Genomic DNA, 11505 nt, shown 5'->3' on the forward strand with positions numbered 1-11505 from the left:
CTTACCGGGCCGGAGGCTCGGCCAGCATCTTCACCAGCGCATAGAGCCGCTGCTCGATCAGGGTCGGCACCTCGCAGACGAAGGTCAGCGATTGCGCACGCTCCTGGAACACCCGCGTCTGGAAGATCAGCCGGTCGGTGCGCACCGCCACCTCGTTGCCGGCATCGCCCTTCGCCCGCAGTTGGTCGAGCGCCGAAGCTTCTCTCCGGAGGCTTGCCGCCATGTCGCGCTGCCGATGCGCATAGCGGCCGATGCCGGAGATGACGTGGGCCCGCTCGCCGTTCATCTTGTCGAACAGGCCCTGCACCAGCATGCCGATCTGCTGCTGCGCCTGCCCCTCCGGCAGCCTCGCCCGAAAATCCCGGATCCGCTGCTGTGCCTCCGGCAGCGTCAGGCGCCGCGCCGCAAGCGCATCGACCAGGTCCGATAGCGCCGCATCCTTCGTCCAGTCGCCAGCCTCAGGCGGCAAGGCAGGGCCGGTCCAGATCTGACTGATCGACAGCTGCGGCACCTTGCGCTGGATACAGGGCCAGTCAGGATCGTCCCCCTGCGCCGCAAGGGCCGACGGCGCGAAGGCAAGGCCCAGCATCACGCTCCAGGCGATCTTCGACATCCACGTCATCACGCGCCACCCCCATCCTGCCGGCGGCTGAGCAGGCCGTTGGAGGGGTCGTAGGCAAGAATGGCGGCCCCGAGAAACAGAAGGGTGCAGCCACCGACGACCGCCAGCGCCACCCAGTCGATCCGGCCGTAGAGCGAAAAGCGGACCAGTTCGACCGCATAGGTGAACGGGTTTGCCTGGCAGATCCGATAGAGAAGCGGGCTGGATTCCTGGATGCGCCACAGCGGATAGAGCGCCGACGAGGCAAAATACATCGGAAAGATCACGAAGTTCATGATCCCGGCGAAGTTCTCCAACTGCCGGATCATCGACGACAGCAGCATGCCGAGCGAACACAGCATCATGCCGGCAAGAAACAAGGCCGGCAGCACCATCAGGTAGCCGGAAGGTGGCGGCTTGACGCTCCAGAACCAGGCGATGGCGAGGAAGGCATAGACCTGCACGATCGATACCCCGACGCCGGCCAGCAACTTTGACACCAGCAGGAACCAACGCGGAAACGGGCTGACCAGCAGGATGCGCATATTGCCCATCTCCCGGTCGTAGACCATCGAAAGCGACGACTGCATGCCGCTGAACAGCAGGATCATGCCGCAGAGGCCGGGCGTGATGTAGACCTCATAAAGCACGTAGGTCTTGTAGGGCGGGATGATCGAGACCCCGAGCACCTGCCGAAAACCAGCCGCGAAGACGAACAGCCACAGCAGCGGCCGCACCAGCGACGAGACGAACCGTTCCCGCTGGTTGAGGAACCGCAGCCCTTCGCGAACGGTGATCCCGCGCAGACAGGAGAGATACTGGGGAAGTCGGAACCCCCAGCCTTCGAGAGCCGCTGGTCCCTCGCCCTCGATTCGCTCCGCAAGGCTCATCGGACGGCCCCCTTCGTCGCTGCAGTGCCCGAAGAGATGCCGATGCCTGCGCCAGCCGGCGCCGGCACCAGCCCGCTGAGGGCGGCGAAGGCCTGTCTGATATCGCTGGTACCGGACTGCTGGACGACTTCGGCAACGGGACCAGCCGCCAGTACCCGGCCCTTGTCGAGGATGACCACATCATCCCCGGCATCGACCTCGTCGATCAGGTGCGTCGCCCACAGCACGCCGATGCCGTCCCCGCCGACGAGCTGCCTGATAGTGGCGAGAATTTCTGCGCGCGAGCGGATGTCGAGGCCGACCGTCGCCTCGTCCAGCAGCAGCAGCGAGGGCCGATGCAGAAGCGCTCGGGCGATCTCGACCCGCCGCATCTGCCCGCCGGAAAGGCTGCGGGCCTTGTCGTGCAGACGGTCGGCCATGTCGATCTGCGCCAGAAGCGCCCGAATGCGGCCTGACGCCTCCCGCCGGCCGATGCCGTGCAGCGCCGCGTGGTAGGAAAGGTTCTGGCCGACGCTGAGGTCGAGATCCAGCGTCCGCGCCTGAAACACCACGCCGAGGCGCCGCAGCGCCTCCCCCGGGCTTCTGCGGATATCGTGGCCGAAAATGCGGATCTCTCCCTGGCGAGTGTCGTAGAGCCGGCTGATCAGCGAGAACAGTGTCGTCTTGCCGGCGCCATTGAGGCCGAGGAGCACTGTGAACCGACCCGGCGCGATGGCGAAGGAGACCGCATCCAACGCCCTTTTCTGCCCATAGGAATGACTGAGCATCGAAACATCGAGTGCCCGGGGCACGGCTGCGTCCTCGACCCTGCCGAGACTGTTCATGATGTCCTCCTCATCGGACGATAAGGCTCGGCCGCAACGGCTGCCGGACCCTTTCGCACTCCATCTGCGACGCTACTTGATGGTGATCGTGCCCTTCATGCCCTTGTCGGCGAGGTCGGGCACGGACCACGTGTAGCTGCCGGGCCGGACGGCGGTGAATTGCACTTGCATCGTTCCCTCGCTGTCGAATTCGAGCCAGGCCGGCGCACCGTTCATGTGGACCTCGAGATCGTTGATGACGATCTGGTTCATCCAGACATTGCGGAACAGGTCGGTGACGAACTTGTATTCGAGCCCGGCGTCGGAGGTGATTTTCCAGCGATATCCCTGTCCTGCGACGAGTTCGAAATCCTTGCGATTGACGGCGAAGCTGTCCTTCGCCGATCCGAGGACCAGTTCCGGCACATCCTTGCTGGCCCGCGTCACTTTCTGGCTGGCGTCGGCAGCCACCGGCTTGTCGTCGTCGTCATCATCGACCTTCTTTTCCTGCGCCAGACCGAAATTGGCCGATAGCAAAGCCGCGACGCAGACCGCGAGCGCCAGACCTCTGTATCCCTGCATCGTCTTCTCCTCCGCTTGTGATTTTCCAAATGCCGCCACGTTATTTCGGCGACACCACGACCCCCCAGGGCAGCGCACCGACAGTCACCGACTGCGTCGGCTCGTCCGTGGCGACTTCGATGAAGGTGATATCGTTGGAAACGCCGTTGGTGCTGATGATCGTTTTCTGGTCGGGCGTGAACGCCAGCTGCCAGACGCGCTGGCCGACCAGCACGTATTTCTCGACCTTGTAGGTCACGGCATCGATCACCGCGACGCGGTTGGCCGGACCTAGCGCCACGTAGGCTTTCTTGCCGTCGGCGGTGATGCGCACCCCGACCGGCTGGATCGCCTCCGACCGCAGGCCGGGAATCTCGAAGCTGATCTTGTGTTTCACCGCACGGCTGGCATTGTCAATGACGGACACCGTGCCGCCGATCTCGGCGCTCACCCAGACTTCGGAACCGTCCGGCTTGAACTCGGCGAACCGCGGGCGCGCATCGACCAGCACATTGTCGGTGATCTCATGGCTTTCGGTGTCGATGAAATGCGCCATGTTCGTCGTCTCCGACGTGTTGACCATGGTCTTGCCGTCCGGGCTGATGCCCATACCTTCCGGCTCCACCCCGACAGGCACCTCCGCCAGCACGTCGCGGTTCTCGATGTCGATCACCGTCACCAGATTGTCGTCCTCGTTGGCGACGTAGAGCCGCTTGCCGTCGGGCGACAGCACAAACAGTTCCGGATCCGGACCGGACGGCAGCGACCCGACGATCCTGTGCGTCTGCGTGTCGATCACCTCGATCGTGTCGTCGTCGCTGGCGCAGAGATAGATGAACCGGCCGTCATGCGAGATGGTGATGCCGCGCGGTCGCTGCCCGACGGGGATCGTTTCGACCACCGCACCGGTCGTCGTGTCGACGACGGTGACCGTGTTGTCCTTCTCGTTGGAAACATAGGCCATGAAGGCATGCGCCGGGCCGACGCCCCCGAAGGCAAGCCCAAGTGCTACACCCGCCAAAGTCAATCGTCCCTGCATTTGCGCCCCTCCCAAGGCTTGATCCGTGTTGCCGCGCCTATTTCAGCACGCACTTTGTCTCCGGCCGGTCCACGCCCAGCGTGTCGAGCTCGGAAAACTGGTGCAGGAAGCCCTCCTGTGGCGAGGTCGAAACGACCGAGCGTCCGTCGCCCAGAAAGATCGGCTGGCGCAACTGCCAGTTCCATGGCCGGAACGTCAGCTTCTGGCCCTTGAAGGCGGCGATCGAGAAATCCGGCGCGTGGATGAAGTCGGCGATCCGCGCCGGCTCGGCGCTCTTCGTGCGCGTAGCTGCCTCACCGACGATTCTCACCGCCGTCCAGGACGACATGTCCTTCGACAACATGCGACGGCCGGCGACCTTGGCAAACCGGTTCTGGATCTGTGTACCGCCCCATTGCTCGCTTGCCGGATGCCAGGCGGATGCCACCAGGCCCGCAGTGCCGGCGACAGGCGTCGGGCGCCATGTCCGGAACGGCACATAGGTGCCGAACACCTCGCTTTCATCGGCCACCAGCAGCACCTCGTGATCGGGCAGATCCTGGGTGAAGACGGGCATCTGCCGCTGGATCTGCACGACGCCGCTGTCGGTTCGGCGTGCCGTACCGGTGTCGGTAAATTCCTTGTCGGCCACGATTTCGCCGCCGAAGCGGGTCGCAGCACGGCGCAGTGCCTCGGCGAACAGCCTATCCGTCTGGTGCGAGCCGTGGATCAGCGCCCAGCGGCGCCATTGCTTCCAGATCAGATACTGCGCCAGTCCGTCCGCCAGCATCGTGCGGGTCGGCGCCGTGTGAAAGACGTTCGCCCGGCAATCCTCTTCACGCAGGTTGTCGTCGGTCGAGCCGATGTTGAAGATCCAGACGCCCCTTTCGCGGGCAAGATCAGCGATCGACAGGATCTGCCCGGCCGAAAGATCGGCCAGAACGAACGTCACCTGCTTGTTCAACAGCATGTCGAAGGCCTGCAGGACATCGGCGTCGGGCTTCACCTCCGCCACGTCCAGCGAAAAGGTCTGGCCCATGAACCGGCCGGTCGTGTTGTTGTCGGCGATCGCCAACTCGGCTCCGGCAACACCTTCGTCGCGCGGCGCGACGTCCAGAACCGAAAGCGCCAGCTGCGGCGCATAGGCGCGCAGGTAACCGAGCTTGATCTCCTGCGTCTTCTGCACGCCTGGGCCCGGCTGCTGCGCCGCGGCAGCTCCGGCATACAGGCTCGATAGGCAGAGCCAGACGAGAACGATGAACAGATGACGCACCGCAAACACGCTCCCTCAAGGGACGTCGCACAGCGATCCCGACACGAGGGTCGGGTCCGTGCAGTTGTTTAGGTGCCGAGGTCAGACTACCGCGAACGGGCCGGATTTCAACCTGAAAATATCGGAGCCGCCGCCATCCTCCCGCAGCGGTAGTATGAGGGCTTTAGCTTCGGTCTATTGTGGAGTAGAGTGAAATTGGCCGAACTGGCCAAATGGAAGGAGGAAATGATGAAGAAGATCTGGAAGAAGCCAGCGATGTGCACCGTTGCTGTTGGAATGGAAATGTCGCGTTATTTTCCTGCCCAGCTTCCCGCAAGGAAGTAGCGAATTCTACCGTCCCATCCGGCCATCCGGGTGGGACGCCCTGCAGGCATGCGCAAAAAGCCGTGGCCGTGCCGCGGCCGGGAGATTGTGTCCATGCATCTGAAGATCCTGGGATCAGCCGCGGGAGGCGGCTTTCCCCAGTGGAACTGCAATTTCCATCTGAGCCGGAGAGCGCGCAACGGTGTCGCCGGCGTGAGACCGAGGACCCAATCCAGCCTTGCGGCAAGTGCCGACGGAACGGGGTGGATCCTCTTCAACGCCTCGCCGGACATCCGCGAGCAGATCGCTGCGAGCAAATGTCTGCAGCCGAGCGAGACCGATCCCCTGCGCTCGACGCCGATCCGCGCCGTGGTGCTGACGAATGCCGACGTCGATCACATAGCCGGGCTGCTCAGCCTGCGAGAGAGGCAGCGTTTTACCCTCTACGCGACGCGCCGCGTGCTTTCGGTGCTCGAGGAAAACTCGATCTTCAATGTCTTGGACCGCGGCCTTGTCGACCGGCGAGAACTACGCCTGGACATTCCGACGCCGATCCTTGACTGGCAGCAGCAGCCGACCGGGATCACCGTCGAAGCGTTCGGTGTGCCGGGCAAGATCGCCCTCTTCCTCGAAGACGAGGCGAAGGCAGCGGATGGTTTTGGCACGCAGGAGGGCGATACAGTCGGCCTGCGGATCACCTCGGACGCCGGAGCGCCGAATGCCTTCTATATTCCAGGCTGCGCACGCATCGATGCCGACCTGAAGAGCCGGCTCGACGGGGCCGCCTGCCTGATGTTCGACGGCACTGTGTTCACCGACGACGAGATGCTGACGGCAGGCGTGGGATCAAAGACCGGCCAGCGCATGGGTCACCTGCACATGTCGGGACCGGACGGATCGATAGCGTCGCTCTCTGACATCGCAATCGGCCGCCGCATCTACGTGCACATCAACAACACCAACCCTGTCCTCGACGAACGGTCTCCCGAAACAGCCTTGGTCAGAGACAGCGGATGGGACGTCGGCTTTGACGGCATGGAGGTTCGACTGTGACAGAATTTTTGGACGCTGCACGCAACGGCCTCACCCCGGCGGAACTCGAAGACGTGCTGCGCCAGATCGGCGCCGAGCGCTATCACAACCGCCACCCCCTGCACCACAAGATGACCGCAGGCGAGCTTACCAGGGGCCAGATGCAGGCGTGGGCGCTCAATCGCTATTGCTACCAGTCGGTGATCCCCCGCAAGGATGCGATGATCCTCGCGCGCGCCGAGGATCCGGCGTTTCGGGCGGAGTGGCGCAAGCGCATCGAGGACCACGACGGAACGGATGGCTGGGACGGCGGCATCGCCCGCTGGGTAAAGCTTGCAACCGGGCTCGGGCTCGACAGGGATCTTGTCATCGGCGAGCGCGCGGCGCTTCCCGCCACACGCTTTGCGGTCGGCGCCTATCTGGCCTTCTGCAGCAATCGCAGCCTGCTTGAAGCCGTCGCCTCGTCACTCACGGAGCTGTTTTCGCCGATGATCATCAGCGAGCGCGTGCCGGCGATGCTGGCGAAATACGACTACATCAGCGCCGATATCCTGAGCTATTTCAGCGCCCGCCCGGCACAGGCCTCGCGCGATGCGGATTTCGCCCTGGCCTACGTGCAGACGCGGGCGAACACGGCCGAGCAACAGCAGGCGGTGATCGACGCGCTCGTGTTCAAATGCGACGTGCTTTGGTCGATGCTGGATGCGCTGGAGCAGGCCTATGGCGAGCACGGCCATATTCCGCCGGGCGCGTTCGATCCGAAGAGGGCCGCACCATGAGACTGAGCCGCGAACGCGCCGTCGTGTCACAGGCTTCGATGCCGGCCCTGAAGCCGCATGCACGTCTGCAGTTCGATCCGGTGCGTGGCGCCTGGGCACTGCTGTCGCCGGAAAAGGTGTTCTGGCCGGACGAGGTGAGCCTCGACATTCTGCGGCTGTGCGACGGACAGCACACGACAGCCGAGATCCTCCAGGCGCTGGCTGTGCAGTACGATGCGCCGGTCGAGGAGATCGCCGAAGACGTGGAAGCCTTTCTGCAGGAATGGTCCGACCGGTTTCTGGTGACGCTATGAGCCAAGCAACCCTCCCGCCGATCGGCATGCTGGCGGAACTGACGCATCGCTGTCCGCTGCAATGCGTGTACTGCTCGAACCCGCTCGAGCTGTTGAAGGCCAACCGCGAAATGCCGACCGAAGCGTGGATCGCGCTCTTCGAACAGGCCGCCGATCTCGGCGTGCTGCAGATCCACCTGTCCGGCGGAGAGCCGACGCTGCGACCGGACCTTGAAATACTGATCAAGACTCTGTCGCGGCGCGGTGTCTATACGAACCTCATCACCGCCGGCGTCGGCATTGCCGAGGGCCGTATCGAGGCGATGGCGGATGCCGGGCTCGACCACGTGCAGATCAGTTTTCAGGGGGCTTTGGCGCCGACGACTGAAAAGATCGGCAACAATCGTGGCAGTCATCAGAAAAAGATTGAGACGGCACGCCGGGTGCGGGCAGTCGGCCTGCCGCTCACCATCAATGCTCCGGTGCATCGCCACAACATGGAGGAAGTGCCGGCCTTCATCGATCTGGCGCTGGAGCTGGATGCCGAGCGGCTGGAGATCGCCAATGTGCAGTATGCCGGATGGGCGCTGCTCAACCGCAATGCGCTGATGCCCGATCGACAGGCCGTCGAGCGCGAGGTGGAGATCGTCCGCGCGGCGCAGGAGCAGCTCTACGGCATCCTGACCGTCGATTTCGTCACCCCCGATTACTTCGCCATCTACCCGAAGCCGTGCATGGGAGGCTGGGCACGCGACGCCTTCATGGTGGCACCCGATGGCACCGTACTGCCCTGCCACGCGGCGGGCACCATCCCGAACCTCGTCTTCGAGCGTTTCGGCGATCGAAACCTTGCCGACATCTGGCACAACTCTCCCGCCTTCAATGCCTTCCGTGGTACGGACTGGATGTCCGAGCCCTGTCGCAGCTGCGATCGGCAGGAGATTGACTGGGGCGGCTGCCGCTGCCAGGCGATGGCGATCGCCGGCAGTGCCGCGGCGACAGACCCGGCCTGCATCAAGTCTCCGCTGCATGCCCGCATGGAGGCACTAATCAACGAAGCGATGGCCTCCGACCGCGATGTTTTTCAATATCGCCGCATCGGCGCCGCGCCCGCTTTGCCGCCGGCAGCAACAATCCGCTGAACATAGTACTTTTGCCCGCTATAGTCTGACAATCGATGACCGCCAGCGACCACGTCTGCAATCGGGAGAACTTCCGATCCCCCTCCCGATCAGATCGTCACGATGATCTTGCCGCGTGCCCGGCCGGAGGCCTGGCGTGCGAAGGCGTCTGGAAAATCATCGAGCCCAAAGACGCTGTCGATCAGCACGGTGCCGCCGAACGCCTTGTGCCGCTTGACGACCTCGGCAAGCCGCCGACCGTCTGAGGTATGAAACACGAAGGCGCCTTCCACCTCATGTGCGGCCAGCAAGTCAATGTCTGGGGGAGAGACGGTCGACAGCAGTCTGCCGCCGCTTCGAAGGACCTCCAGCGACCGTCGCTGGGTTTCGCCACCAACCGTATCGAGCACCAGGTCGACACCGGATACCAGACGTGTCAAGTCTTCGGTCCGATAATCGATGATCTGGTCGGCCCCGAGTTTCAGGGCTAGATCGACGCCATCGCCGGACGCGGTCGCGATGACGCGCACGCCGAGTGAGCGGGCGATCTGGATCGCGAAACTTCCCACCCCTCCGGCTCCGGCATGGATCAGCACCGTCTGGCCTTGGGTCAGCTTGGCCATCTCAGCCAAGGCTTGCCAGGCGGTTGCTGCGGCCGTCGGCAGGCCTGCCGCCGCGTCGAACTGCAGGTCGCCCGGGAGCAGCACAAGCTGTTCCTCCGGCACCACGGCATATTCGGCAAATGCGCCGCCTCTCGTCGGATCGAGCCGGGCAATGACGCGGTCGCCCGGACGCCAGCGCGATGTCAGCGACCCTGTCCGTTCGATGACCCCGGCGAGGTCAGTGCCGAGCAGCGACGGGAAGTTGAGCGGAAAGAAATCGCGGAGGACGCCAAGCTGGAGTTTCACGTCAAGCGGATTGAGTGCCGCCGCCCTGACCCGGACCAGAACCTCGTTCGGCGCTGGCTCGGGAAGCGTGATCTCGGCAAGCACCGGCGCCTGCTCATAGTCATCGAGACGAATGGTTTTCATGCTGGTCACTCCTGCGCCGCCGGCAAGGCACCCATCTGCGCAAACCAGCCCAGCCAGTCTTCCATGTGCCGGGTCTCAGTGAGCCGACCATCTTCGATCGTATGGAACTCGTGGATCGGAAGGCTGAAGCTCTTGCCCGTAGGCGCGACGCCGAACAGTTCGCCGACATGGCGACCGGTCATGACCGCGCGCACAGCAACTTTTCCGGGCACACCGATGGCCTCGATGAGGTCGATCTTCAGGTCGGCGAAGACTGCCGAGAATCCGGCGATCAGGGGTTTTGCACCGTCCCGCCCCGGCGCCTGGCCCGGCGCCAGCGGAATGTCCTGCCAATCGGGCGTGACGCAATCGTCGAGGAGATGTGGTCGCCCGGCGAAGGCCTGGTAGAAGGTCTTCAGTTTCTCAAGATCCTCAGCACTCACTCCGGGTGCAGGAAAGGTCGTGTCGCTCATGTCGCGGTTCCTCGTGGTCGATGAGCGAAACCTATCCCTGCTCGCAACATGTTTGAAATCGATAACTAGTATGCAGTAACATCCATTTCATGGATCTACATGGTATCGACCTGAACCTTCTCGTCGCTTTCGACGCACTGATGGCAGAGCGCAGCGTCACCCGCGCGGGCGTCCGGATCGGTCGGACGCAGCCGGCAATGAGCGCCGCGCTTTCGCGACTGCGGACACTGCTGGGCGACGAGCTGTTTGTTCGAAGCCCCGAGGGACTGCAGCCCACGCCCCGCGCGCTGGACCTTGCCGAGCCGCTCGGCCGCGCGCTCGCCGAAATCCAGAGGACGCTTTCCTTCACGCAGGTCTTCGACCCGATGATCTCGACCGCGACCTTGTCCATCGGCCTTTCCGAGCATGCCGCCTTCATCGTTCTTCCGAAGCTGCTTGCCACCCTCCGGCAACAGGCACCGGACATCGTGCTACGGGTGCGCAACCTGGTGCATCGGGACGACGCGGTCGCGCTTCTCGACGCGGGCGAAGCCGATATCACGCTCGGCGTTCCGCATGCGCCGGTCGGTCGCATTCTCAGCCGGGCGTTCTTCGAGGAAAGCTTCGTCTGCATCCTGCGCAGGGATCATCCCGAGGCAGGCAGGCCGTTGACGCTCGAAGCCTTCCTGAGCATGTCGCATCTTCTCGTATCGCCGGAGAACGAGCGGTTTGGCGCGGTGGACGCAGCATTGGCAAAGCGGGGGTTGCAGCGACGGCTGGCGCTGACCTTGCCGCAGCTCTACGCGGCGCCGGCTCTGATTGCCGCCTCCGACCTCGTCGCCACGCTCATGGAAGGTGTGGTGCAAGCGTCTGGCTGGTCCGACAGGCTCTATGTGTCGCCACCGCCGCTGAACCTCGGAAAGGTGACGTTCAACATGTCCTGGCATCGGCGCAACGATGTTCATCCGGCGCAGCGATGGCTGCGCGGGATTATCCAGACGCTGGAGCTCGGGGGTGACGTCTAGGTGCGGCTAGGAGCAGGCCGGTCCGATGCCAGCCCCAACGGCCACAACACTGACGTCAGATCAGGCTGCGCGTGGTTGCCTCGTCCGTATCGAAGTCGGCGGCCATGCGCATCTCGCGGATCGGCCGCACCATGTCGATCGACGCCTGGTAATGCGGGTGAGCCTTGAAGGCATCGAGCGCTTCAAGGCTTTCGAACTCGCCATAGACGACAAGATCGACCTCGTTGCCGAAGAGATCGCGTTTCACGCTCGCCCCGACCTCGAACTTCTGCGCATGCGGAATTTCGGTGAGAAGCGACAGCCCTCTGCGGACCTCCTCCACCTTGTCCTCGGATGCCGTGAAGAAGACGATGTGGCGGATCATG

General features: G+C 63.8%; 14 protein-coding genes. 5 read left to right on the forward strand and 9 right to left on the reverse strand.

Going from position 1 to position 11505, the window contains the following annotated elements:
* Position 1 precedes the first annotated feature (1 nt).
* The 6 genes from AAIH46_RS06795 to AAIH46_RS06820 all read right to left on the reverse strand — a co-directional run bounded on the left by AAIH46_RS06795 (position 2) and on the right by AAIH46_RS06820 (position 5137).
* On the reverse strand, positions 2-622 hold the full coding sequence (locus tag AAIH46_RS06795; protein ID WP_430304896.1) for a hypothetical protein: 621 nt from the start codon (positions 620-622) through the stop codon (positions 2-4).
* A complete protein-coding gene (locus tag AAIH46_RS06800; RefSeq protein ID WP_430304898.1) occupies positions 622-1491 on the reverse strand; it encodes an ABC transporter permease in 870 nt (289 codons plus the stop codon). Before AAIH46_RS06800 ends, AAIH46_RS06795 begins: the two co-directional genes overlap by 1 nt.
* Entirely contained in the window at positions 1488-2315 is an 828-nt protein-coding gene (locus AAIH46_RS06805) for an ABC transporter ATP-binding protein (RefSeq protein WP_430304899.1), read from the reverse strand. Before AAIH46_RS06805 ends, AAIH46_RS06800 begins: the two co-directional genes overlap by 4 nt.
* A 72-nt stretch (positions 2316-2387) precedes the next feature.
* Positions 2388-2876: a hypothetical protein gene (locus AAIH46_RS06810; RefSeq protein ID WP_430304900.1), complete on the reverse strand. Its 489-nt coding sequence runs from the start codon at positions 2874-2876 to the stop codon at positions 2388-2390.
* Positions 2877-2916: 40 nt separating this feature from the next.
* Positions 2917-3894 carry a PQQ-dependent catabolism-associated beta-propeller protein gene (locus tag AAIH46_RS06815; protein WP_430304901.1) on the reverse strand — a complete coding sequence of 326 codons (978 nt, stop codon included), beginning with the start codon at positions 3892-3894 and terminating at the stop codon, positions 2917-2919.
* A gap of 37 nt (positions 3895-3931) precedes the next feature.
* Positions 3932-5137 carry an ABC transporter substrate-binding protein gene (locus tag AAIH46_RS06820; RefSeq protein WP_430305024.1) on the reverse strand — a complete coding sequence of 402 codons (1206 nt, stop codon included), beginning with the start codon at positions 5135-5137 and terminating at the stop codon, positions 3932-3934.
* Positions 5138-5563: 426 nt separating this feature from the next.
* On the opposite strand from AAIH46_RS06820, the gene pqqB reads away from it, so the two are divergent.
* From pqqB to pqqE, 4 genes are read left to right on the forward strand one after another with little or no spacing between them, the layout of a single operon-like run.
* Positions 5564-6502 (forward strand): pyrroloquinoline quinone biosynthesis protein PqqB, encoded by a 939-nt coding sequence (gene pqqB, locus AAIH46_RS06825; RefSeq protein WP_430304902.1) that lies wholly within the window; start codon positions 5564-5566, stop codon positions 6500-6502.
* Positions 6499-7260 (forward strand): pyrroloquinoline-quinone synthase PqqC, encoded by a 762-nt coding sequence (pqqC, locus tag AAIH46_RS06830; protein WP_430304903.1) that lies wholly within the window; start codon positions 6499-6501, stop codon positions 7258-7260. Before pqqB ends, pqqC begins: the two co-directional genes overlap by 4 nt.
* Complete coding sequence (gene pqqD / locus AAIH46_RS06835; protein ID WP_430304904.1) at positions 7257-7553, forward strand: pyrroloquinoline quinone biosynthesis peptide chaperone PqqD; 297 nt, start codon at positions 7257-7259, stop codon at positions 7551-7553. The genes pqqC and pqqD overlap by 4 nt, the downstream gene beginning before the upstream one ends.
* Positions 7550-8674: a pyrroloquinoline quinone biosynthesis protein PqqE gene (gene pqqE, locus AAIH46_RS06840; RefSeq protein WP_430304905.1), complete on the forward strand. Its 1125-nt coding sequence runs from the start codon at positions 7550-7552 to the stop codon at positions 8672-8674. The genes pqqD and pqqE overlap by 4 nt, the downstream gene beginning before the upstream one ends.
* 89 nt (positions 8675-8763) lie before the next feature.
* Here the strand turns inward: pqqE and AAIH46_RS06845 are convergent, their stop codons facing one another.
* Together AAIH46_RS06845 and AAIH46_RS06850 are read right to left on the reverse strand one after the other, a co-directional pair.
* Positions 8764-9684 (reverse strand): NADP-dependent oxidoreductase, encoded by a 921-nt coding sequence (locus AAIH46_RS06845; RefSeq protein WP_430304906.1) that lies wholly within the window; start codon positions 9682-9684, stop codon positions 8764-8766.
* A gap of 5 nt (positions 9685-9689) precedes the next feature.
* Entirely contained in the window at positions 9690-10136 is a 447-nt protein-coding gene (locus AAIH46_RS06850) for an ester cyclase (RefSeq protein WP_430304907.1), read from the reverse strand.
* Positions 10137-10225: 89 nt separating this feature from the next.
* On the opposite strand from AAIH46_RS06850, the gene AAIH46_RS06855 reads away from it, so the two are divergent.
* Positions 10226-11140 carry a LysR family transcriptional regulator gene (locus AAIH46_RS06855; protein WP_430304908.1) on the forward strand — a complete coding sequence of 305 codons (915 nt, stop codon included), beginning with the start codon at positions 10226-10228 and terminating at the stop codon, positions 11138-11140.
* Between the two features lie 55 nt (positions 11141-11195).
* On the opposite strand, the gene AAIH46_RS06860 is transcribed toward AAIH46_RS06855, so the two are convergent.
* Entirely contained in the window at positions 11196-11504 is a 309-nt protein-coding gene (locus tag AAIH46_RS06860; protein ID WP_430304909.1) for a Dabb family protein, read from the reverse strand.
* Position 11505 lies beyond the last annotated feature (1 nt).

The organism is Rhizobium sp. 0TCS1.26, assembly GCF_050455525.1.
Taxonomy (GTDB): domain Bacteria; phylum Pseudomonadota; class Alphaproteobacteria; order Rhizobiales; family Rhizobiaceae; genus Neorhizobium.

Bases quoted from the DNA above. Each gene is read 5' to 3' on its own strand.
- AAIH46_RS06795 (WP_430304896.1), bottom strand. From the start codon at position 622: ATGACGTGGATGTCGAAGATCGCCTGGAGCGTGATGCTGGGCCTTGCC.
- AAIH46_RS06810 (WP_430304900.1), bottom strand. From the start codon at position 2,876: ATGCAGGGATACAGAGGTCTGGCGCTCGCGGTCTGCGTCGCGGCTTTG.
- AAIH46_RS06805 (WP_430304899.1), bottom strand. From the start codon at position 2,315: ATGAACAGTCTCGGCAGGGTCGAGGACGCAGCCGTGCCCCGGGCACTC.
- AAIH46_RS06860 (WP_430304909.1), bottom strand. From the start codon at position 11,504: ATGATCCGCCACATCGTCTTCTTCACGGCATCCGAGGACAAGGTGGAG.
- pqqE (WP_430304905.1), top strand. From the start codon at position 7,550: ATGAGCCAAGCAACCCTCCCGCCGATCGGCATGCTGGCGGAACTGACG.
- AAIH46_RS06850 (WP_430304907.1), bottom strand. From the start codon at position 10,136: ATGAGCGACACGACCTTTCCTGCACCCGGAGTGAGTGCTGAGGATCTT.
- AAIH46_RS06845 (WP_430304906.1), bottom strand. From the start codon at position 9,684: ATGAAAACCATTCGTCTCGATGACTATGAGCAGGCGCCGGTGCTTGCC.
- pqqD (WP_430304904.1), top strand. From the start codon at position 7,257: ATGAGACTGAGCCGCGAACGCGCCGTCGTGTCACAGGCTTCGATGCCG.
- AAIH46_RS06815 (WP_430304901.1), bottom strand. From the start codon at position 3,894: ATGCAGGGACGATTGACTTTGGCGGGTGTAGCACTTGGGCTTGCCTTC.
- AAIH46_RS06855 (WP_430304908.1), top strand. From the start codon at position 10,226: ATGGATCTACATGGTATCGACCTGAACCTTCTCGTCGCTTTCGACGCA.
- AAIH46_RS06800 (WP_430304898.1), bottom strand. From the start codon at position 1,491: ATGAGCCTTGCGGAGCGAATCGAGGGCGAGGGACCAGCGGCTCTCGAA.
- pqqB (WP_430304902.1), top strand. From the start codon at position 5,564: ATGCATCTGAAGATCCTGGGATCAGCCGCGGGAGGCGGCTTTCCCCAG.